Source organism: Kangiella sediminilitoris (assembly GCF_001708405.1).
GTDB classification, from domain to species: Bacteria; Pseudomonadota; Gammaproteobacteria; order Enterobacterales; family Kangiellaceae; genus Kangiella; species Kangiella sediminilitoris.
In genome coordinates this window covers 1869381-1891943 of record NZ_CP012418.1, presented here as the reverse complement: position 1 = coordinate 1891943, position 22563 = coordinate 1869381, and the positions used below count along the sequence as shown (strand labels likewise).

Here is a 22563-nt window from a genome sequence, read left to right as displayed (position 1 = left end):
TGGAGGAGGTTCCCTTGGCAAATTTAACTGAGGTAAAAGTCCCCGATATTGGCGATGCCAGTGGGGTTGATGTCATTGAAGTATTGGTCAACGTTGGTGATGAGATTGATGTTGATGATGGCTTGATAGTTCTTGAAACCGATAAGGCCACGATGGAAGTACCATCAAGTGATGCGGGTGTGGTTAAGTCGATCGAGTTGAAAGTGGGCGATAAAGTCTCTGAAGGCGACTTAATTTTAAAGTTAGAGGCCAGCGAGTCGGAGTCTAACCAAGATTTGAGTGACGATAACGATTCTGATGAAAGCTCAAAAGAATCAGAATCTACGGCTGAGTCTGATTCTGCGGAAGACTCAAAAGATGAGTCTTCTGAACAACCTAAAGCAGCTTCTGGTGGTACAAGAACCGAAGATATTGAAATACCAGATATCGGTGATTCTGAAGGCGTCGATGTTATCGAGGTAAGCGTAAAAGCTGGTGATAAGGTTGAGCAGGACGACAGTCTAATCGTCCTTGAAACAGAAAAGGCAACGATGGAAGTTCCATCCCCTTTTGCTGGCACCATTGAGTCAATGACAGTAAAGGTTGGCGATAAGGTCAGTCAGGGCGACAAGATTGGTACCATGACAGTGACCGAAGCTGGATCTGATGACGATAGCTCGACCGATAGTACGACAGCTTCCTCTGACTCAGCAAAAGAAGAGGAAAAAGAGGCTGCGGTTAAAGATACTCCGATGCCAAAATCTGAGTACAAGCCGGCACCTGTGGCGGTGGAACCATATGAGCGCAGTGAAGGCGAAGTGGTACATGCCAGCCCGGCTGTGAGACGTCTTGCCCGAGAATTTGGAGCCGATTTATCGAAAGTTAAAGGTTCGGGACGTAAGAATCGTATCTTAAAAGAAGATGTGCAGTCGTACATTAAGTTTGAGCTCTCGCGTCCTAAAGCCACGGCCAATACGGGTGGTGCTGCTCAGCCAGACTTGCCTGAAATTGATTTTTCCAAGTTTGGTGAAGTGGAAGAGAAGTCATTATCACGTATCCAGAAAATAAGCAGTGTTACTTTGCAGCGAAACTGGAACTTGATACCCCACGTAACTCAACACGATGAAGCGGATATTACTGAGCTGGACGAATTCCGTAAATCAATGAAAGAAGAGGCTGCAAAAGACGGGGTGCGATTGACTCCACTAGCGTTCATTATGAAAGCGCTTGTTGCAAGCTTGAAAGCGTTTCCGACATTTAACTCATCCTTAGCAGCGGATGGCGAAACACTAATATTAAAGAAGTATTTCAATATTGGTGTAGCTGTAGACACGCCGGATGGTTTGGTTGTACCGGTCATTCGTGACGTTGATAAAAAGTCAGTCTATGAACTTGCCACTGAACTGGGTGAAATGTCTGAGAAAGCTCGCGATAAAAAGCTGACAGCTCAAGATATGCAGGGCAGCTCGATGACCATTTCATCGTTAGGTGGTATAGGCGGTACTTCGTTTACACCTATCGTTAATTGGCCTGATGTCGCCATCCTTGGTTTATCCCGTAATCAGATCAAGCCTGTATGGAATGGTAAAGATTTTGAACCAAGAATGATGTTACCAATGTCGTTGTCATACGACCATCGTGTAATCGATGGTGCCGTTGCAGCTCGATTTATTGTCCATCTGAGTAAGATGTTAGGTGATATTCGTCGAACGATCCTATAGGTCCAGTAACGTTATATTGAATTGTTTGATGATTTTTCGGCCAAATTAGGTAAAATACGCGCAAAATAAGCGCTTAAGATTTAAGAGTTGATACTCTAAATTCAGATAGAAAAGAGGAACTCATGAGTAATTTACACGCTCAAGTCGTCGTTTTAGGTAGTGGCCCAGGTGGCTACAACGCTGCATTCCGTGCTGCTGATTTAGGTATGGATGTCATTTTGATTGAAAAGTACGACACGCTAGGTGGTGTCTGCTTGAATGTGGGCTGTATCCCATCAAAAGCATTGTTGCATACCGCAAAAGTTATCGATGAAGCAGAAGAAATGTCTGCTCATGGTGTTAGCTTCGGTAAGCCAAAGCTAGATATCGATAAAATCCGTGAGTATAAAGACGGTGTTATCAAGCAGCTAACGGGCGGTTTAGCTGGAATGGCCAAAGGCCGCAAGGTTAAAACTGTTCAGGGTTACGGTAAATTTACTGGTGCTAACGAAATTGAAGTTGAGCATGACGGTAAAAAACAAAAAGTAACTTTTGACAACGCTATTATCGCGGCAGGCTCACGTGTGGTAGATCTTCCATTCCTGCCGGAAGATGACCGTATTGTTGATTCAACGGGTGCACTTGAGCTAAGAGATATTCCAAAGCATATGTTAGTGATCGGTGGCGGAATCATCGGCCTTGAGATGGCGACAGTTTATCGTGCATTAGGTGCGAAAATTACTGTGGTTGAAATGGCTGATCAGTTGATTCCTGCTGGTGACAAGGATGTGGTTAAGGTTCTTGAGAAGTTCATCAAAGGTAAATATGAAAATATCTTGATGGAAACCAGTGTGACAAAAGTAGAAGCTAAGAAAGATGGCTTATATGTCACATTCGAGGGCAAGAATGCACCAGAAAAACCACAGAAATTCGATATGATTCTGTCTGCGGTTGGTCGTCGTCCAAATGGTGATTTAATTGATGCCGATAAAGCTGGGGTTGAAGTAACCGAGCGTGGCTTCATCAACACCGACAAGCAGATGCGTACAAACGTACCGCACATCTACGCTATTGGTGACATTGTGGGCCAACCTATGTTGGCACACAAAGCGACAGCTGAGTCACATGTGGCGGCCGAAGTGATTGCTGGGAAGAAGCACTACTTCGATCCTTTAACTATTCCATCAGTCGCTTACACAGATCCTGAAGTTGCATGGGTTGGCTTGACTGAGAAAGAAGCGAAAGAACAAGGTATCGATTACGGCGTGGGTAAATTCCCATGGGCTGCATCAGGTCGTGCTATCGGTGTTAACCGTAAAGAAGGCTTCACTAAGTTGTTGTTTGATAAGAAAAACAACCGCGTAATTGGTGGTGCAATAGTTGGTGTTAATGCTGGTGAATTGATTGCAGAAGTAGGTTTGGCAATTGAAATGGGCTGTGATGCTGAAGATATTGGTTTAACGATTCATGCGCACCCAACATTGTCAGAATCTGTGACTTTCGCGGCAGAGGTTTATGAAGGCGTGTGTACTGACCTTCCACCTCAACGAAAAAAGAAATAAGAAATATTTATTTCTGTGATTATAAAAGCCCCCTTAAAGGGGGCTTTTTATTATGTTAATAATAAACAATAAAGGGGAAGTGATATGAGAATAATTATTTTATCTCTACTATTAGCGGGTTGTTTAAGTGCATGTAACACTAGTCGTCCATTGACTAACCTGAATGATCACAATATTGAATACTTAGTGGGTCAAAATAAAACTCTTGATGATGTGAGAGTGAGTATCTTACAGGCGGGTCAGGTTTTAGGTTGGGAGATGCAGCAGGTTAAACCAAATCTTATAAGGGGAACTCTTGTTTTAAGAGCTCACACTGCTGTGGTTGATATCCCATATAATTTAGAAAGTTATAGCATCCTTTATGTGGATAGCGTTAACTTAGATTATGACGGTACTAACATTCATCGCAGTTATCCGCGCTGGGTCAATAATCTGAAGGCGAAAATTGATGAGTTTATTGTGACTAAATAGTCAGACTGTCTAGAATTTAAAGGCTTCCCTCGGGGAGCCTTTTTCTATGTTTAGAGTTGTTTAAGGAGAGGGCGACTTTTTAATTATTTTTGATTTTCGCTTGCCTGCCAATGCGGTCGTTGCCGAACCTAGAACGACCATAATAGAACCAACGATGCTTAGTGCATTTAGCGGCTCTGAAGGAAGGTATGCTGGGAAAAAGTAAGCAACTACTTTCATCGCCAGGATGGTTACAAGGGGCGTTAGAGCGAGAATAGCGCTAACTCTTGTTGCTTCCCAATGGGCCAGTGCTTCTGCGAAGGCTCCATAGGCGACGATAGTGTTCAGGCAGCAGAAAACTAATAACCCCCAGCCCAGTGTATTTAATGGCATGACCTGAGAGGGTTCGCTCCAAGGCAATAGGATGAATACACAGGTAATATAAATAATGAACATGATCTGGTTAGAGCTATAGGTATTCAGCAGTTGTTTTTGTGCCAAAGCATAGCCAGCCCAGGTAATCGCTGCCAGGAACATCCAGAACAATCCAACAGTATAGGCTCCGTCGATATTGTTAAGGATTTCCTCGAAACGCATATTGAAGAATAATATCAGCCCAATAACAAAACTACAGAATCCTAGCCACTGCCATTTGTTGAAGCTCTCTTTAAAAACAATTAAGCCTCCCAGAAGCATGAACATTGGTGCCGTTTGAATCATTACCTGAGCGCTACTTGGCGTTATCTTGTCCACACCAAATAAATAAAACACATAGTTCGCGCAAAGTCCGAGAACCGCGATAAGCATTAATAGACCCGCAAATCCTTTTAAAGCTTTCAGGCTTGGGATACGTCTTCTGAACAGCATGTAAAAAAATAGGAAAATACCGGCTACTGCGAAGCGATACCAGGTAACGGTGACGGCATCCATCTGTAATAGGACACCCTTTAGCGCGATTGGAAGTAAACCCCAAAGAAATACTGTCGTCAGGGATAAGATCAGGCCTAATTGCCAGCGACCGGATACAGTGTGCATAGTGACTCTCGAACTGACATAAAAATCCGATTATGCAGTAAAAGAAGAGTCGATACTAGCCATCAATGGAACTATAACAGGATTGATTGTTTTAGCCTTAAATTCTATGATGCTTTATCTAAAAAATACGGGGAAACATTGGTTATGAATTATGTTAGGACCTTGTTGAACGGAGCTCTATTAGTGACAGTAGGAACAGGTTTTACGTCGGTACAGGCTGATACAGGTGAAGATATGTTAACGGTTGAGCGCATTTACGCAGATCCTTCTTTAACGGGCCCAGCACCACGTTCTGTCAAACTTTCTCCTGATGGGCAGCGTGCGACCTTCTTGAAGGGAAAAGAAGATGAGCAGGAACGTTTGGACTTGTGGGAATATAATCTGGCAGATAAGCAATCCCGGATGTTGGTAGATTCTGCGAATTTAATGCCAGGGGAAGAAAAACTGTCGGACGAAGAAAAAGCTCGACGTGAGCGTATGCGTTTATTTGCCAAGGGTATCATCAACTATTACTGGGGTGATGATGGCGAAACTCTGTTATTCCCACTAGGTGGCGATATTTTCGTTTATGATTTAAACAAGGCCTCTGAAGATGCGACCAAACAGCTGACCCAGACCGAAGCTTATGAAACCGATGTAAAACTTTCTCCTGACGGTAAAAGCGTCTCGTTTATCCGTGATCAGGACATCTTTCTGGTGGATATAGATACAGGAAAAGAACGCCAGTTGACCTTCGATGGAGAGGGTACCATCAAAAATGGTATGGCTGAGTTTGTAGCACAGGAAGAAATGGGCAGGCTGACTGGATATTGGTGGTCACCGGATAGTAAGAAACTGGCATATTTGAAGGTTGATGAGTCTCCGGTAAATGTTGAAAAGCGTTATGAAATTAACGCCGAAGACTTTACTGTATTCGAACAGCGCTATCCGAGCACAGGTACTAAAAACGTCACTATAAAGCTGGGGGTACTTGATTTAAAAAGTGGTGAAACTACTTGGATAGACACTGGGGACGAGCAGGATATCTATATACCACGTGTAAAGTGGTTACGAAATTCCCAGCAGGTTTCTTTTCAGTGGCAAAGTCGTGATCAAAAAACGTTAAAGCTTATGTTTGCTGATATAGAGACTGGAAAGTCACATAAGGTTATAACTGAAACCGCTGATACCTGGATTAACCTAACCAAAGACCTATATTTCCTAAAAGGGCGCGAAGCCTTTGTCTGGACTTCAGAGCGAAGTGGGTTCCGACATATCTACCTGTATGATCTGAAAGGGAATTTAATCAATCAACTGACTAGCGGAGATTGGGTTGTTAATGAGGTGTACGGTGTCGATGAAGAATCTGGGTTGATTTACTTTGATGCTAATAAAGAAAGTCCACTGCAACAAGATTTATATTCTGTCCCTGTGAATGGCAATGGTGATATCAAAAAGATTACAGAGGGTGAGGGGGTTCACACTGTCAGCTTTTCAAAAAATATGGAGCTATTTGTAGATTACTTTTCCTCGGTTAAGCAGCCACCACAGGTCAGCTTACGAAGGGCTGATGGAACATTAATTACCTGGCTGGAGAAAAATGAGCTAAACAAAGAACATCCTTATTACAGTTACTTTCAAAAAGCACCTCAACCTGAATTCGGTACTATCAAAGCTGAGGACGGCCAGCAGATGTATTACCGACTGTATAAGCCAACTGAAATGAAGAAGGGAAAGCAGTACCCGGTTATTGTTGATGTTTATGGTGGGCCTCATGCGCAGCGAGTACAAAACGTTTGGGGGGCACGTAACACCTATTGGCACCATATGATGGCAGATAGGGGTTTTGTGGTCTTCTCGTTAGATAACCGTGGCTCCTGGAATCGAGGTAAAGCTTTTGAGGATCCCATTTACCGTAAACTGGGTGAAGTAGAAGTTAAGGATCAGGTAAAAGGTGTCGAGTTCTTAAAGACCTTACCGTTTGTCGATCCTGAGCGAATTGGTATGTTCGGGTGGTCCTATGGCGGCTACATGACCATCATGAGTATGTTTAAAAAACCGGACGTATTTAAAGTCGGTGTTTCAGTAGCACCAGTGACAGACTGGTATCTTTACGATACACACTATACAGAGCGTTATCTTGCTCACCCGGATGAGAATAAGGAAGGTTATGAAGCAAGTAATGTTTTCCCTTACCTTGAAGGCTTAAAGGGTGACCTGATGATCATACATGGCATGGCAGATGATAACGTCTTGTTTACTAACAGTACTAAGTTATTTAAAGCCTTGCAGGATGCCAATAAACCGTTCGATATGATGAACTATCCGGGAAGTAAACACTCTATATGGGGTCAGAAAACACGAACCCATGTCTTTAATACAATTACCGATTTTTTTGAAGAGAACCTAAAGTAATCATTGTTAGAAAAGCGGCTTATGCCGCTTTTTTAATAACGTAAGTTTGAAGTTAGATTTGATATTTTCCTAACGAACGCTTTATTCTGTAATAAGTTAAAAACTAACGGAGCGACAAATGAAAAACATTGCGGTATTAATTTTATTGTTGTTGGGCAGCGCTCAGGCAGCAGATGTACCAGAGAATTTCAATATTGAAATATTCGCACCCGATGTTGAAGGCGCCAGGCAAATGGCTTTATCGGATAGCGGGATAATTTATGCTGGTACTCGTAAAGCGGGTAAAGTGTATGCAATTGAAGATACTGATGGCGATTATAAGGCAGACAATGTCTACACGATTATTGAAGATCTCTATATGCCTAGTGGTGTGACATATCACGATGGAGACCTATACGTTGCAGAAGTTGACAAGATCCTTCGTTTTAAAGATATCGATAAAAATTATAAAGAAACTCCTGAGCCTGAAGTGGTTTATGACAACCTTCCGGATAAAAGTCATCATGGTTGGAAGTATATCAAGTTTGGCCCCGATGGCCGCCTATACATCCCGATTGGCGTACCTTGTAACGTATGTGATGAAGAGGATAAGCGATTTGGAACCATTATCAGCGTAGACCTTGAAACTAAAGAAAGAGAGTTTGTTGCGACCGGAGTACGGAATAGTGTTGGTTTTGATTGGCATCCAGTCACCGGCGAGCTTTGGTTTACGGATAACGGGCGTGACTGGCTAGGGGATGATGAGCCCGCCTGTGAATTAAACAAGGTTTCAGAAAGTGGCGAGTTTTTTGGATTTCCTTATATTCATGGAGAAGACTTTCCAGATCCAGCCTTTGGTGAAAAGCTGGGTGACCGCGAGTTTACTGCCCCAGAATGGGAGTTCCAGGCACACGTAGCACCATTAGGAATGCACTTCTACACCGGTGAGATGTTCCCAGCATCTTATAAGAACTCAATATTTGTGACCCAGCATGGTTCATGGAACCGAAGCACTAAGGTTGGATATAAAGTCGTGCGATTAACACTTGAAGATAATAAAGTTGTATCACAAGAAGACTTTATAACCGGCTGGCTGGTTGATGGTGAAGTAAAAGGGCGACCCAATGACGTTATTCAGTTACCAGACGGTTCATTGCTGGTATCGGATGATGGGTTTGGAAAAATTTATCGAGTAACTTACCAGAAATAGTTACAGTCTAATGAAAAAAAGCCAGAGCATTGCTCTGGCTTTTTGTTGGCAGTAAAAAAACTACCAAATTTTAACGCGCTTTTCAGGCTCAAGATACATATCATCCGTTGGTTCTACGTCGAAAGCTTCGTAGAATTCAGGCATGTTACGCACTGTTCCGTTGGCACGGAATTCACTTGGAGAGTGTGGGTCAGTATCGATTCGCTTGCGAAGCTCTGCATCACGATATTTACGACGCCATACCTGTGCCCAACCATAGAATACACGCTGATCTCCGGTTAAGCCGTCGATTACTGGCGCTTCTTCGCCTTCTTTAGACAATTGATATGCTTTATAAGCGATAGTTAAGCCACCTAGGTCACCAATATTTTCACCTTGAGTAAACTCACCATTGACGTGTACGCCATCAAGAACCGTGAAGTTATTGTATTGGGCAACTAACTTGTCTGTACGCTTTTCAAACTCTTTCAAATCTTCTTCAGTCCACCAGTTGCGAAGTTTGCCGTCACCATCATATTGGGCACCGGAATCATCAAAACCATGCCCCATTTCGTGACCAATAACGGCACCGATACCACCATAGTTGACAGCATCATCAGCTTCCATATTAAAGAAAGGCGGCTGTAGAATAGCGGCTGGGAATACGATTTCGTTCATGACTGGATTGTAATAAGCATTAACCGTTTGTGGTGTCATGAACCACTCTGTGCGATCAATTGGCTGACCCAGTTTTTCACGATTTTTCTTTACTGAAACTAAGCGAGCACGCTTCATGTTACCGAAAAGGTCATCTTCTTTAATTTCCAGTTCAGAGTAATCTTTCCACTTATCAGGGTAACCAATTTTTGGAGTAAACTTGCTAAGCTTATCCAGTGCCTGTTGCTTAGTATCTTCACTCATCCAATCAAGTTCTTTAATTCCTTGTGCATAAGCGCGGCGAAGATTTTCTACTAGCTCAACCATGCGCTCTTTTGCTTCTGGTTTGAAGTGTTTCTTAACGTAAATTTTACCAACAACTTCACCCAGTGTGCCGTTGATAACATTAACGCCACGCTTCCATCGAGGTTCCTGTTCTTCAACGCCACTCAAAACACCTTTATAGAAGCGGAAGTTTTCCTGTTCCATTGCTTTGTTAAGGAAACTCGCGCTATTAGTGATCGCATGCCATTGGAAGTAGGTTTTCCAGTCTTCAAGTGGAACGTCTTTAAGCATGCCATTGAGAGCTGCAAAGTAATCAGGTTGGCCAACGATGACGCTCTCAACGCCTTCTAGCATTGAGTTTTCCTGCCAACGGTTCCAGTCGATGTTAGACATGGTGTTTTGCAAATCCGCAAAACTCATTTTGTTGTAGCGAGCTACTGGGTTACGTAGTTTTTCCTTTGGCCAATGCTTCTGAGCAATGCTAGTTTCCAGCCCCATGACCGTAGCCGCTTTTTCTTCGCCGCCTTCTACGCCGGCAAGTTCGAACATTTTAGCGATATGCTCAACATACTGGTCGCGGATCTTTTGGCTTTTCTCGTCTTCTTTTAAGTATGAATCACGACTTGGCAAGCCAAGACCACTCTGGTTCATCTGCGTGATGTAAGTATCAGGCTGCTTTGCGTCTACGTAGACATAAGTACTGAATGGTGACGTAGAGACCATTTGGGCATAGGCAATATATTCTGAAAGATCAGACAGGTTTTCAATAGAGTTAATTCGCTCTAGTTCTGGTTGAAGAGGCTTTGTACCCAGCTCTTCAAGCTTGGCAGTATTCATATAGCTTTCGAAAAGATCGCCAACCTGCTGTTCTTCTGAACCTTTCTCAGCTTTAGTTTGAGCTGCCTCTTCAATGATTTCGCGAACATCTTCTTTAGCTTGTTCTGCCAGCTTTGTAAAAGAGCCATAGTTTGATTTATCCGCCGGAATTTCAAATTCTTTAAGCCATTTACCGTTTACGTGGCGGAATAGATCGTCTTGGGGACGAACGGAGTTGTCAAAATATTTAATATCAATACCAGAGACAAGTTGCTGTTTTGTTTCTTTTTTATCGGCTTTTGGTTCAGCCTTAACAGCTTGCTCTTGGTTAGCTTCTTGGGCCGCTGCTTTAGTCTCAGCTTGCTTCTGATTGTCATCAGAGTTACAAGCCGCTAAAACTGCTAAGCACACAGAGCTTATGATCAGTTTTTTCATAGGACACCTGTATCGTTATCGTGAAATTAGAATTTTTCTAGCGCAACATACTACCAGAAATCAAGGCGAGTGGAAGTGGTGGGTACTATCGAAACGTTACAGAATATTTCGTTCGAGAGATAGGTCAGATTTCAGAGCTTTAATTACTGACCACTCCCGGTGCTCCGGGAGTGGTCTCCCTGGAGCTAGCCCAGTTCAGGCTGCAACTTCAAAATTTTGTCTAGGATTTCCCCTTTAATAGCAACTTTATTACCGCTTCGGTAATCCAGCATGACGATTTTGCAATGGCCTAGCGTGGTTACTGTATTTTGCTTTTCACTGTATGCCTGGTATTCCATGACGAAACCAAATTCATCTAACTCACTGATTCTGGTACCAATATGGAGCGTGTCAGGATAAAAAACAGGACGTCGATAGCGACAATAGATATCTCCCAGAATAGGGCCTACGGGTGACTTCTTTATATCCGCTTCCATCTGCATTGCTTCCATGTAGGCAATACGTGCGCTTTCAAAATAACGGAGATAGCTAACGTTATTGACGTGCTGAAAGGCATCCATTTCTCCCCAGGCGACGCGAATCGGTAAGACCACGGGATAATCTTTTTCAAATTGCTCTAAAGTTTCGGCTGAATTAGCTTTCATAATCTAACTTGTTTGTTAACTCATCCGACCATCTTAACAAGGAAGCTCTTATTGGCGAATAGTTTTTCTAAATTATGTTACTCGGCTAGCCAATATTGACGAACTGGATATTATTTACACTCGACTTTTCCGATGTCTCATCATCGTTCTCTCCCTTTTGTTGAGGAAAGTCGGGTGTGTCGAATAAAGTGTCGCCGCCGGCTCTTTGGGTCATGGCGTCTTGTGTAAGTCCTTGAAAGTCATAGAGTTCTTTATCAGAAAGATGCGATGGTGCAACGTTGCTCATAGCTTTAAAAATGGTTTCGACCCGCCCCGGGTATTTACGGTCCCAATCCTGCAGCATGTGCTTTATATTCTGACGCTGCAGGTTCTCCTGCGACCCACACAGGTTACATGGGATAATTGGAAATTCTTTGGCTTTGGCAAACTCGGCAATATCTTTCTCTTTGCAGTAAGCCAGCGGACGGATCACAATATGTTTGCCATCATCGCTTTTTAGTTTTGGCGGCATGGACTTCATTGAGCCACCAAAGAACATATTCAAAAATAGCGTCTCAATCATATCATCTCGGTGATGCCCCAGCGCGATTTTAGTAATACCGTTTCGCTCAGCCCAGCCATAGATAACACCACGTCGTAGCCGAGAGCAGAGCCCGCATGTCGTTTTGCCTTCCGGAATCACTCGCTTCACAACACTGTAGGTATCTTCCTCAATAATTTCAAAGGGCACATCTATAGAGGAGAGATAGTTAGGTAAAATTTCCTCAGGGAAGCCCGGCTGCTTCTGGTCTAGGTTGACTGCTATTAGCTCAAAAGATACCGGTGCACTTTTTTGAAGGTTCATCAAAATATCCAGCAAGGTGTAGGAGTCTTTTCCTCCTGACAGGCAGACCATGACTTTGTCGCCATCCTCGATCATGGAAAAGTCCATGATTGCCTTACCCACATTACGGCGTAGGCGTTTCTGTAATTTGTTAAATTCGAGTTTGCTGCGTTTATCCGTCATGATTACACACTAAAATTGCTGGACTAGTTAAAACTGGCGCTATTATACATGAAGATAGTGCGAATTAAGCCTCTTTATTGAAATATCGGGTCCCACTAGCTAACTAGTAATTAACAAGTAACTTAAGGCCTGAACTACTCTAAGGAATTGCCCGAAGACTTCTTTTAAAGTAGGTTATGCAATAATTCCCTGAAATTTATAAAAAGTATAAGCCATCATCCATGCTGAATATTATCTGGTTATTCTTCTTTGTTATTGCATTTGCTCTTGCAACCTTTGACTGGTTGTTTGGCGGGAATCAGGCGGCTTTCCCCGATCTGGTAAAGTCACTGTTTGATATGGCCAAGCTCAGTGTGACTATTGCCATTGGGCTCATAGGCGTTTTGGCTTTCTGGCTTGGTTTACTGAGAGTCGCGGAGAAAAGTGGTCTGGTCAATAAGCTGGCACGCCTACTGGCTCCGCTATTCACCAAGTTAATGCCGGAAGTGCCAAAAGGGCATCCTGCTCTAGGAAGTATCAGCATGAATATGGCGGCTAACATGTTGGGGTTAGATAATGCAGCAACTCCAATGGGTATTCGGGCCATGGAGCAGCTGCAGGAGCTAAATCCTAACAAATCGACTGCAACCAACGCTCAGATTTTGTTTTTAGTCTTAAACACATCCGCGGTGACGATTATCCCGATTACGATCATGCTGTATAGGGCTCAGATGGGGGCATCCGATCCTGCCGCAATATTCCTGCCCATTTTATTAGCAACCAGCGCTTCGACGTTTTTTGGCCTTCTCGCTGTTGCATGGATACAGAAACTATCTATTTTTAACCGGGTTGTGGGATTATATTTTATTGCTTTTGCCTCCGTCATTGGTAGCTTAGTGACAGCTTTATTTATGTTGCCTGCCGACCAGATGTCGGAAGTAAGCTCTGCTTTGGGTAATTTTTTATTGATGGGGGCAATTGTTCTCATACTGCTTCATGGTTGGCGACGCAAGCTGGCTGTGTATGAGGAGTTTGTTGAAGGGGCCAAGGAGGGGTTTAAAGTTGCCGTAACCATTATCCCTTACCTGGTAGCGATGTTAACCGCCATTGGAGCTCTAAGAGCATCCGGAGCATTGGATGCGTTTGCATCCGGGCTCAGCTGGATTTTTTCCGGCTTAGGGTTAGATACTCGTTTTGTTGAGGCTATTCCAACGGCACTGATGAAACCATTTAGTGGCAGCGGGGCTAGAGCCATGATGTTGGAAACTATGGAGTCACAAGGGGTAGACTCATTGGCAGGTTACATGGTGGCGACCATTCAGGGCAGCACAGAGACTACTTTTTATGTATTGACGGTTTATTTTGGTGCTGTGGGCATTAAAAAGGTCAGGCATGCATTGGCGTGTGGATTGATTGCTGATATCGCAGGAATTGTTGCCGCCATATCACTGGCGTATTGGTTCTTTACTTAATAGGTGACTTTTTAGTTATTTGGCCAGCGGATCTGCATTTTTGCTCCGCCTAGCTTATCGGACTGTGCGATGGAAAACTCTCCTTCGTGCCAAATAGCCACTTTACGAACGATGTAAAGTCCCAGGCCGAAGCCCTTATGGTTTTGCTCTTTGGTATTTTTTCTGCTGAAGGGCTGCATAAGGTTGTCTGCATTATCACCAACTCCAGGGCCGTCGTCCTCCACAGATAAAATACAGGTGTCGTCTTTCAGACGGAAATCGAGACTGATGGTTTGTTTAGAGAATCTTAAAGCATTGGTTAAAAGGTTTTGTATGGCGATAGACATAGACCCCTGGTCGAAGTAAGCCATAACATCATCGCTGTGGTATTTGATGGCTGTTTCCTGCTCATAAATAGAAAACTTGTCGTATATTTCCTGCAGGAAATTTTTCATGGAATGTCGTTCACGGTTGATACTATCTGCTTCATTTTCTACCTTAGCAAAAGAAAGGTAGTCGTTAACCAATGATTCTATTTCCGCTATATCATTTTGAATTCGCTCTTTCTGTGAGCGCTTGATTTTTGGCGCAATAATTTCCAGCATAAACTTCATTCGAGCTAACGGAGTTCGAATTTCATGGGAAATGGTGCGAGACAAATCCTTATTCATCTGGATAAAACTCACGATCTTATCTGACATGGAATAGAATGATTTGGCTAGAGGGAAGATGTTGGATGACTCTTTGATTGAGTGACTCATGGGTGTCGGGTGTCGACCAAATTCAGCCGCTTCGTTTTGTAGTTGTTGAAGATCTCTGAAGATAGGACGCATTAAAAAAAGTATCAGGCACGCCAAGCTGCTATAGAATAGCGGGATTATATAAGGCTCGATATTCGAATCTTTCTTAACATCCTGAAATGGCCCAAACATTGTCAATGTTTGTCCTGACTGATTTTTTTTGTAGTAGAAAGTATTGCCATTATCATCGGATAAGGCGATGACATTACCTGTGTCCAGAAGTTGTTCTACGTCCTCAGGTAAGACTAAGCTTTCAGCTGATATAGTGTTAAAAAGGGGAAGCTGACCTGTTGAGTTACCACTCTCTGTTGCTGGCTGATTGTATCGTTCAATAAAGTAGTCGATATCAACCTGGTAGCTTTTATTCGGCTCCTGTATTGCATTGTAAATCTGATTAAATGACCAGATTAATAGCGCAGCAGCCAAAACAACTAAGGCATAAAAGCGAAAAAACTGAAACTTCATCAGTTACTCTGCCGACTTTGTATAGGTGAACAGGTAGCCTTTGCCCCAAACGGTTCTAATGACCAGTCCGGGTATATCGAGACTATCAAGCTTGCTTCTTAAGCGACTGGTTCTTGCATCCACCGTTCTATCCAGTCCATTGTACTCTCTCCCAATAATTAACTTAAAAAGTTGCTCGCGCGATAAAATTTTCCCCTGATTCTGCGCAAAAACCCACAACAGGTCAAAGTCCTGACTGGTGAGATCCAATACCTGATCAGACAGCGTTGCGGTTTTGGCATTTTGGTCCAAAACTAAATCAGAAATTACAATTTTATCCTGAGCAGAAAAGTCCTGAGTTTTTCGAAGGTTCGCTTTAATTCGAGCCAATAAAACATTTGGCTCAACGGGCTTAACAATGTAATCAATGGCACCAAGCTCTAACCCTCTAATCTGGTCTTCGTCATCACTCAATGCGGTTAAGAAAATAATAGGACACGGAAACTTCTGTTCCAATGTGCTTTTCAGGTTAAATCCATCAATGTCGGGCAGCATGACGTCACAGACAATAAGATCATAACTGTCTGTGTCTTTGATATTGTGAACATCAAGGCCTTTAGAAATATGGGTCAGTTCAAAGCCTTGTGAACTAAGGTATTCTTGAATAAGCTCAGCAAGGGGCAGGTCATCTTCAATTAGCAGAATTTTGCAGTCAACTAACATATTCAGATAATTCCTATGCCATAGTGTCGACGTTTACGTTCTTTAGCGGGCTGAAACATACTGAGTATGAAGCGACCTGTTGCCAGAATATTGTTGTCATCGTTATTCTTGGCCAAAAGCTTAATACTACTATTTGCTTTGACGGTTATTTCAAGATCGGCCTTTTTGATATCTTCTTCACACCAGAACGGCTCTTCACTCCTAGAGTAGTAAATGCAAACATCATATTGTTGCTGACTTCGGTAAGAGACCTTTAGTATCTGTTGGCAGACTTCACCTTTCACTTTGATTACACAAACAGATGGGGTAATCGTTAAGACCGCTTTCTTCTGGTGAGTTATTTTAGATTTCTTTTGCCAGGGGTTTTCTTCTCCGGCGAACGCTTCTTGGGCAAACACTAAGCTCATCCCTATTATTATATAGAGAATGAATAGTTGTGACGTTTGCCCTAATGCTTTCATTTTACAGCGTATATTTTATCCCAAAAAAGTAAGTGTCCGTGTGCTTTGTATTTACGATAAGGCTGTCGGTTATTTCATCAGATAGTAGGTTTCTCTTGATTAATAACTGCCAGCTCCAGTTGTCATGAAACGCATATTCTGAGTTTACAATAAAAGAATAATTATTGCCTGAGGAATTGGGTTGATAAGTAAATGCCGGAAGCAGCCCCTCCTCAGGAGTAATGCCATAATAATACTTTAATAACTTTTTGCTCTTATGGTTTGCATTTGCCCCTAAATACAGTGACCAGTTATCAGTTAGCAAAAAGCGCTTAGAGAGACCCAGAGTTACCTCGTAGCCGTTATGCACATCGGTAATGTCCTGATAGTAGCCCGCGTTTAAATCCAACCCTGCCAGCTCATAACTAAGAGCAAGGCCAGCCAGATAGGAGATGTCTCTGTCGATATCCGGGGGGGAGGGATTCTTGGGTCCCTTAAGGGTGGTGATGTTCCTAAAGCAGAAAAAACACCAAAGTCATCCAGGTTGAAGTAAATACCGTCTTCATTGAGTTTCCCTACAATGTCGAGATAAAAATCTTCATCCTCATACAGGCTGTAACCCATGGTGGTATTTTCAAGGAAAAAACTCTCACCATAATAGCTGATGTTTGGAAGTAGATAGAGATCAAAGTCATCTACATTACTGATAATACTTTCTACTTGCCCATAGCCCAGGCTTAGAGAAATATTCCATTCTCCAGAATTAGTTTTGCTATTGTGGGGATCATCATTTTCAACTTGCTCAACAACATCAGGATCACTTTCGATGACCTCGATTTCAATTTCAGTCGTTTCGGCATGCACAGTGGCTGCCAAAAGCCAGAAAATAGATGCTATAAAAAAAGGTTTTCTCATTCTTAAAATATTATCAGCGGCGCTCTAAAAGCACATCAGTTTGTACCAGAATTTAGTCTAGCAACGCCTTATAGGGTTGTCCAACCAGTAAACTGAATTCGTACAACTTCGTACAAACAGTTATGGAAGTATTTGATTGTCTGTTATTCGTACAATTTCGTACAAATCATCCCTCATCAATAAGTTTATCTATGTGCTATACCTTCTTTCGCTTAATAAAAGTAATTGAATTGAAAGAGGAGTTTTGTGGTGAAAATTATGACCATCGCTTCAGTTGTCGCAGCCGCTGTTTACTCAGCAGGTATAGCCGCAACTGCAAGTGCAGTAGGTAGCAGTGATACCTACCAGATAAAACCGATTAATATCAGTCCCGAGGCTGCCAAGAGCAGACTTGAATCCAGTGCAGGCCAACAACCTCAAAGTGAGTTATTGGAAGGATTCGGTGCTAACCTAAAACTAAGCCCAAAGGTAAAATTTAAACCAGAAGAGGGTATTTCTGGGGTACACAACTACATCATCCAGTTAAAAGACGCTCCAGCAGCACTATACACTGGTGGTACTAATGGGGAAGGCGCTACCAAGCAGCTGTTCTCAAATAAAAATCTCGGCCCTAGTAAAAGCAATCTTAAGTCAAACTCTGCAGTGGTTGAGTACACCAGTAAGCTAAAAAGCAAGCAGGATGCTTTAGTCAGTAAAGCAAGTTCTGTCGGTGTCAGTTTAAACGTTAAGCAGAGTCACCAGATTGCAGTTAACGCTATCGTGGCTGAGATGACACAAGAAGAAGCCGAGCGTTTATCCAAGCTGGGTGATGTTGCTTACATTTCTCGTGATGTGAACAACGAGTTGTTGATGGATATTGCACCTGAGCGTACAGGCGTGCCTAATGTCTGGGCTGATACCAGTATCCCGGACTTTGCCAACGGCATTAAAGGTGAAGGCATGTTGGTGGGTGTTATTGATACCGGTATTAACTCACAGCATCCATCATTTGCAGCTACCGGTGGTGATGGTTATACGGTTCAAAACCCATTAGGTTCAGGTAACTATCTGCATGACTGTCAGAACGCTGACTTTGCTGATATGTGTAATGATAAATTAATCGGGGTATGGTCAACGCCAATTATTACCGATGCGTTCAGCGATCCTGAGTTTGCCCAGTCTCGTCCAGCTAATGGTGAAGACTACCAGGGCCATGGTTCGCATACTGCCAGTATTGCTGCTGGTAACGTTTTGTATGATGTTCCTTATAAAGTACCAGCTCTTGCTGTGACACACGAAGGTATTGATACAGGCTACACTATTCCTGAAATGTCGGGAATTGCCCCGCACGCTAACATTATTTCGTATCAGGTTTGCTATCCGGGTAGCGGCGGTGCGGATAAGTGGGTAGGCTGTCCTAGCTCTGCAACTTTGCAGGCTGTCGAGCAAGCAATTTTAGATGGTGTTGATGTTCTTAACTACTCTATTTCTGGCGGTTATGACTCGCACAACGACCCTGTGGAGCTGGCATTCTTATCTGCTCATGAGGCGGGTATCAATGTGGCTGCTTCAGCAGGTAACGCCGGTGCATACCGTTCTGTTAACCATGTTTCTCCTTGGTTATTATCAGTAGCTTCAAGTCAGCACGGCCGTAGTTTTAATGTTCAGACTGGCAAGCGTCTTCAGGACTTGAGTTACAGTGGTACCTCTCTTCCTGCAAGCTACCGTACAGACGTTCAAGGTATCAATACAGAGGCTGTATCTGGTCCTATGGTGTTGGCTGCGGACTATGGCGACTCACTATGTTCTGCACCATTTGCGGCAGGAACGTTCGCTAATGGCGAAATCGTATTCTGTGAGCGTGGTGTTACACCTCTTGTCGATAAATCTGCTAACGTTGCAGCTGGCGGTGCCGCAGCAGCGGTAATCTATAATACTGCGGATTCTTCATCGGATATGTATCCTAACATTCCGTATGAGATTCCTACGGTTCAGATGGATCGCTATGACGGTCAGGCTATGGTGACATGGTTGAATGATCTCGATTCACACTATGGAACCATTCCAGCTACGGTTGTTAATAGAAACATAAATCCTTCACTAGAGGATGCGATCTCAGTTTTCAGCTCAAAGGGCTATGCTTACTTAGAAGAATACCGCGAATCAACAGCGCCTTCGATTACTGCTCCGGGCTCTGATATTTATTCAGCTTATTCAGCGGATCAGCCGTTCACTCTGTATGCTAGTCCAACCGAGTTTAACGCAATCAGCGGTACTTCAATGTCGAGTCCTCATATCGCGGGTGCGATGGCGCTAGTGAAGCAGGCTCGTCCGGACTGGACGCCATCGGAAGTCATGTCGGCGATTCAGCTTACAGCCAATGATGAAGTGGGTGATCGCTTCGGTCGTCCAGAGCTAACAAACCCATGGTTCTATGGTTCGGGTATTGCTCAGGTTGATAAAGCTATTCATTCAGGTCTTATCATGAATGTACCGGTTGAGCACTACAGCATCGCTAACCCACATCAGGGTGGTAATATTGGTGCTCTGAATACACCTAACATGGTGGATTCTGCATGTTTCCAAAGTTGTAGCTGGGTACGTGAAGTGACAGCGACTGTAGATGGTACCTGGAACGTATCGACTGAAACCTCTGAGTACAGTGTTGAGGTGGAAGCTTTCCCTAGTACTTTCTCCCTGAAAGCGGGTGAAACACAGCGTATTATCATTAACGGCTCTTGGATTGACTCAAGAAGTGTTCACTCATCTCCACGCGGTCTTTCTGTTTTCGGGCAAGTTCATTTCACTCATGAAAACCCAGCTGTACCAGTTGCCAGCATGAACGTAGAAATGGAACTGGATAGCGGTACTTTACCGGAAGTTGTTGAGTACAACGTCTTCTCTGAAAAGAGCAGCCACAACATCAATGATATTGAGCTTGGAGAAGCGCCCAACCTGACGGTTAAAGCATTCGAACCTGCAATGGCGAATATCGAAGAAGTGGAGCTTGTAGAGCGTAATTCTGGTAACGGCTCTAATCTGTTTGAAGTAGCCCAGGACTTGGATAAAGTTAAAGTATCATGGGTGTCAGTTCCTGAGGGTGCTAAGCGTTTCGTTGCAGAAGTTCTTGAAAGTGGCGGAGCTATTAACCCCAATGAATTTACTCGACCACAGGGTAATGCCGGTATTTATGTTGGTATCGACGCCAATAAAGACGGTGTAATAGATTATGACAGCGAAGCTATCTGTAAATCAGTTATTAACTCTTTTGAATTGAAAGACTGGTGTAATATTCCAAACCCTGAAGCGGGTGAGTATTGGGTGGTATGGCAAGAGCATAATTACAATACACGCAGTTACCTAGGGTATGAAGATGCTATCTTTAAACACAAAGTGGCGACTGCCGTTGTGATGGATAACGAAGCGTCTAACATTGTTGTTGATGCGCCTGTCTCTAGCGAGCTGGATCAATTATCAGACGTAACATTAACATTGGACGACTCAAGCTTCGCAGAAGGTGAAAAATATTATACTGCAGTAGAGTTTGGTACTGATGCAAATAACCCAGGTAACATTGGTTTAATTTCAGCGAACTTCGTACGCCAGCAAAATGGTATCAATTTGACTTCAAGTCAAAATGGCGCAGTTGTTGGTGATGTCATCGACTATAAAGTGGCAGTAAGTGCCAACCTTAGCGGCGCTGACCGTAACTTCTCTATCTCTTCAGAAATTCCTGAGGGTCTTGAGTTGGTTCCTGGTAGCGTCAAACTGGTTGATAATCGTTTCGCTAACGCTGATGTTACTGAAAATGGCAATACTTTTACCGTTTCTGGACTTCAGGAAGATAGTCGTGACCGTGAGCGTGAGTATATTATTACTAACTCCCTTACCGATGCGACCTGTCGTACACCAGTAGGTAACGGTGGCTATGTTAACTTGTATGATTACGGTATCAAGCCTGTTGACGGTGCTCCAGAAAGTAACAGACAGCCTGGTTTACAGGTAACGCTGAATGAAATCTTCCAGGATGGTCGTTCAGCTGCCGGTGAAAAGTATGCGTTATACAACTACTATGAAGGTGGTATGTTCAACAGCCAGAGCCTGTATATCTGGGGTAATGGTATGGTTGATCTTCATGGCTATGCACCTGGTTTCTTCGGCTCTTATCAGAACGCCGCCTTTAATGAGAACTACAAGGCACCATCTTTCGCTAACATGGGTGTCTTCTGGTACGGTATGGCGGGCTTTGGTGCTCAAGGCATGGAGTTTGGCGCACCTTATGTTGACGAGGGTGTTGAGGCAGACGCTTCTGGTATCACATTCGTACAGCTGGTTAACCAGCAAAATCAAGGTACTCATGTTCTGATCGAGTGGGATAACCTGCAGCACGTAACAGGCGAGTCTTGTACTTTCCGTGGCTGTGCTGGTTGGGGACCGAACACTAACTCTACAACGTCTGTTGATGCTCAGTTAATCCTTGCTCGTGATTACAGTTCAGCGACTGGCGCATATGAGATGGTGTATGCCTACGACAATATGCAGTTTGGCAACTATACCGGCAATGGCTCTCAGTTCCAGCAGTTTGCAACTGTCGAAAATATCGCTACGGCGGGTGTCCATGGTGGTGCGAGTCCTTGGGCTGGAGGTCCGATTAATGGCTTCATAAACCAAAGTGTTATGCCAGACAACAATGGTTATGGCGGGTTAAACAACTTCCTGCGTGACGAGATGGCCATCTGTTTTGACTACAACGGTCCAGAAGTTACTGCATTTGAAGTTGAGTTCCAGGTTAAAGTTTTACCGGAAGCAATTGGTCAGAACTTTGACATTCTGGCAGAGCTCGTGCTTGATGGTGTGGGTACGAAAATCCTGACGGCGCCGTTAAAAGCTCCATCAAACATCACTATCTTCAGCATCAATGATCAAACAATGGAAGAAGAAGGCACGATTGAAGGCATCCAGGTTGCTTACATGGATAACAACAACGTATCTAACACTATTATTGTTTCAGGCGAAGGCGTTACAGCCGATGTGCATGGTCACACTAATGGTTCAACGTTTGACCTTATCGCAAATGAAAACTTCAGTGGTACTACTGAGGTTACAGTAACGGTAAGAGATGATAATCAGGCAACGGATCAGGCCAGCACCAAGTTTATGGTAACGGTAAATCCTGTAAATGATGCGCCTGTAGCGGCAGTTGTTGCTGAAAGTATCAGCATTACAGAAGGCGATACTGTGACTCTTGATGCGACTCCAAGCCATGACCCTGATGGTGATAACCTGAGCTTCAACTGGAGCGGTGATGTAACTATTACTGACCCATCAGCAGCCAAGACTACTGTCTCTGGTTTAACTGAGGGCTCATACAGCTTCACTGTGACAGTAAGTGATGGCACTACTCATGACAGCAAAACAGTGGAAGTAGACGTTGCTGCCAAACCAGATACTGGTGGAAATACTTCCGGTGGCTCTGGTGGTGGTAGTGCTGGCTGGTTATTGCTTCTTGTATTAGGTGCGTTTGCGAGAAAACGCTACACGAAATAAGTTGTAAAACTATCCTATCTAGAAAAACTCAGGCTCCGGCCTGAGTTTTTTTATGTGCACTAAATGTAAATAATTTTGACACTGATGTTAATTGGTAGAGTATTTCATAATGATTAAAAAGCTACCCAGTAAGTGAACGCTTACCTGTGAAAAA

General features: G+C 43.5%; 16 protein-coding genes. 7 read left to right on the top strand and 9 right to left on the bottom strand.

The window, feature by feature from the left end:
* Positions 1-14 precede the first annotated feature (14 nt).
* The 3 genes from aceF (at position 15) to KS2013_RS08740 (ending at position 3712) form a co-directional block, all read left to right on the top strand.
* A complete protein-coding gene (aceF, locus tag KS2013_RS08750) occupies positions 15-1700 on the top strand; it encodes a dihydrolipoyllysine-residue acetyltransferase (RefSeq protein WP_068992623.1) in 1686 nt (561 codons plus the stop codon).
* Positions 1701-1822: 122 nt separating this feature from the next.
* On the top strand, positions 1823-3241 hold the full coding sequence (gene lpdA, locus KS2013_RS08745) for a dihydrolipoyl dehydrogenase (protein WP_068992620.1): 1419 nt from the start codon (positions 1823-1825) through the stop codon (positions 3239-3241).
* A gap of 84 nt (positions 3242-3325) precedes the next feature.
* The gene (locus KS2013_RS08740) at positions 3326-3712 is read left to right on the top strand and encodes a hypothetical protein (protein ID WP_068992617.1); all 387 of its coding nucleotides are present in this window, start codon (positions 3326-3328) and stop codon (positions 3710-3712) included.
* A 60-nt stretch (positions 3713-3772) separates the two neighbouring features.
* On the opposite strand, the gene KS2013_RS08735 is transcribed toward KS2013_RS08740, so the two are convergent.
* Entirely contained in the window at positions 3773-4726 is a 954-nt protein-coding gene (locus tag KS2013_RS08735; RefSeq protein WP_068992614.1) for a DMT family transporter, read from the bottom strand.
* 144 nt (positions 4727-4870) lie between these two features.
* On the opposite strand from KS2013_RS08735, the gene KS2013_RS08730 reads away from it, so the two are divergent.
* Together KS2013_RS08730 and KS2013_RS08725 are read left to right on the top strand one after the other, a co-directional pair.
* Positions 4871-7120, top strand: a complete 2250-nt coding sequence (locus KS2013_RS08730) for a S9 family peptidase (protein WP_068992611.1) — start codon at positions 4871-4873, stop codon at positions 7118-7120.
* A 118-nt stretch (positions 7121-7238) separates the two neighbouring features.
* Complete coding sequence (locus KS2013_RS08725; protein ID WP_068992608.1) at positions 7239-8309, top strand: PQQ-dependent sugar dehydrogenase; 1071 nt, start codon at positions 7239-7241, stop codon at positions 8307-8309.
* Between the two features lie 60 nt (positions 8310-8369).
* Here the strand turns inward: KS2013_RS08725 and KS2013_RS08720 are convergent, their stop codons facing one another.
* The 3 genes from KS2013_RS08720 to ttcA form a co-directional block, all read right to left on the bottom strand.
* Complete coding sequence (locus tag KS2013_RS08720; protein WP_068992605.1) at positions 8370-10481, bottom strand: M13 family metallopeptidase; 2112 nt, start codon at positions 10479-10481, stop codon at positions 8370-8372.
* Positions 10482-10666: 185 nt separating this feature from the next.
* A complete protein-coding gene (locus tag KS2013_RS08715; RefSeq protein ID WP_068992601.1) occupies positions 10667-11125 on the bottom strand; it encodes an acyl-CoA thioesterase in 459 nt (152 codons plus the stop codon).
* A gap of 85 nt (positions 11126-11210) precedes the next feature.
* Positions 11211-12131, bottom strand: coding sequence for a tRNA 2-thiocytidine(32) synthetase TtcA (ttcA, locus tag KS2013_RS08710; RefSeq protein ID WP_068992596.1), 921 nt, complete (start codon positions 12129-12131; stop codon positions 11211-11213).
* A gap of 221 nt (positions 12132-12352) precedes the next feature.
* Here ttcA and KS2013_RS08705 point away from each other — a divergent pair, with 221 nt between their 5' ends.
* Positions 12353-13582 (top strand): nucleoside recognition domain-containing protein, encoded by a 1230-nt coding sequence (locus KS2013_RS08705; RefSeq protein ID WP_068992593.1) that lies wholly within the window; start codon positions 12353-12355, stop codon positions 13580-13582.
* A gap of 11 nt (positions 13583-13593) precedes the next feature.
* On the opposite strand, the gene KS2013_RS08700 is transcribed toward KS2013_RS08705, so the two are convergent.
* Genes KS2013_RS08700 through KS2013_RS12115 form a run of 5 tightly spaced genes read right to left on the bottom strand, consistent with a single transcriptional unit; the run spans position 13594 to position 16883 of the window.
* Positions 13594-14826, bottom strand: a complete 1233-nt coding sequence (locus KS2013_RS08700) for an ATP-binding protein (protein ID WP_068992589.1) — start codon at positions 14824-14826, stop codon at positions 13594-13596.
* Positions 14827-14829: 3 nt separating this feature from the next.
* Positions 14830-15528: a response regulator transcription factor gene (locus tag KS2013_RS08695; protein ID WP_068992587.1), complete on the bottom strand. Its 699-nt coding sequence runs from the start codon at positions 15526-15528 to the stop codon at positions 14830-14832.
* Between the two features lie 2 nt (positions 15529-15530).
* Positions 15531-15935, bottom strand: a complete 405-nt coding sequence (locus KS2013_RS08690; RefSeq protein ID WP_169816865.1) for a DUF3019 domain-containing protein — start codon at positions 15933-15935, stop codon at positions 15531-15533.
* A gap of 55 nt (positions 15936-15990) precedes the next feature.
* The gene (locus tag KS2013_RS12120; RefSeq protein ID WP_068992581.1) at positions 15991-16377 is read right to left on the bottom strand and encodes a MipA/OmpV family protein; all 387 of its coding nucleotides are present in this window, start codon (positions 16375-16377) and stop codon (positions 15991-15993) included.
* Positions 16368-16883: a MipA/OmpV family protein gene (locus KS2013_RS12115; RefSeq protein ID WP_068992578.1), complete on the bottom strand. Its 516-nt coding sequence runs from the start codon at positions 16881-16883 to the stop codon at positions 16368-16370. Before KS2013_RS12115 ends, KS2013_RS12120 begins: the two co-directional genes overlap by 10 nt.
* 246 nt (positions 16884-17129) lie before the next feature.
* On the opposite strand from KS2013_RS12115, the gene KS2013_RS08675 reads away from it, so the two are divergent.
* Positions 17130-22409, top strand: a complete 5280-nt coding sequence (locus tag KS2013_RS08675; protein ID WP_156768986.1) for a S8 family serine peptidase — start codon at positions 17130-17132, stop codon at positions 22407-22409.
* The last annotated feature ends 154 nt before the right edge of the window (positions 22410-22563 follow it).

Excerpts from the sequence above, each read along its gene's own strand:
- lpdA (WP_068992620.1), top strand. The coding sequence starts at position 1,823 with ATGAGTAATTTACACGCTCAAGTCGTCGTTTTAGGTAGTGGCCCAGGT.
- KS2013_RS08700 (WP_068992589.1), bottom strand. The coding sequence starts at position 14,826 with ATGAAGTTTCAGTTTTTTCGCTTTTATGCCTTAGTTGTTTTGGCTGCT.
- KS2013_RS08740 (WP_068992617.1), top strand. The coding sequence starts at position 3,326 with ATGAGAATAATTATTTTATCTCTACTATTAGCGGGTTGTTTAAGTGCA.
- KS2013_RS08725 (WP_068992608.1), top strand. The coding sequence starts at position 7,239 with ATGAAAAACATTGCGGTATTAATTTTATTGTTGTTGGGCAGCGCTCAG.
- KS2013_RS08715 (WP_068992601.1), bottom strand. The coding sequence starts at position 11,125 with ATGAAAGCTAATTCAGCCGAAACTTTAGAGCAATTTGAAAAAGATTAT.
- KS2013_RS08695 (WP_068992587.1), bottom strand. The coding sequence starts at position 15,528 with ATGTTAGTTGACTGCAAAATTCTGCTAATTGAAGATGACCTGCCCCTT.
- KS2013_RS08735 (WP_068992614.1), bottom strand. The coding sequence starts at position 4,726 with ATGCACACTGTATCCGGTCGCTGGCAATTAGGCCTGATCTTATCCCTG.
- KS2013_RS08730 (WP_068992611.1), top strand. The coding sequence starts at position 4,871 with ATGAATTATGTTAGGACCTTGTTGAACGGAGCTCTATTAGTGACAGTA.
- KS2013_RS08705 (WP_068992593.1), top strand. The coding sequence starts at position 12,353 with ATGCTGAATATTATCTGGTTATTCTTCTTTGTTATTGCATTTGCTCTT.
- KS2013_RS12115 (WP_068992578.1), bottom strand. The coding sequence starts at position 16,883 with ATGAGAAAACCTTTTTTTATAGCATCTATTTTCTGGCTTTTGGCAGCC.
- KS2013_RS08690 (WP_169816865.1), bottom strand. The coding sequence starts at position 15,935 with ATGAGCTTAGTGTTTGCCCAAGAAGCGTTCGCCGGAGAAGAAAACCCC.
- ttcA (WP_068992596.1), bottom strand. The coding sequence starts at position 12,131 with ATGACGGATAAACGCAGCAAACTCGAATTTAACAAATTACAGAAACGC.
- KS2013_RS08720 (WP_068992605.1), bottom strand. The coding sequence starts at position 10,481 with ATGAAAAAACTGATCATAAGCTCTGTGTGCTTAGCAGTTTTAGCGGCT.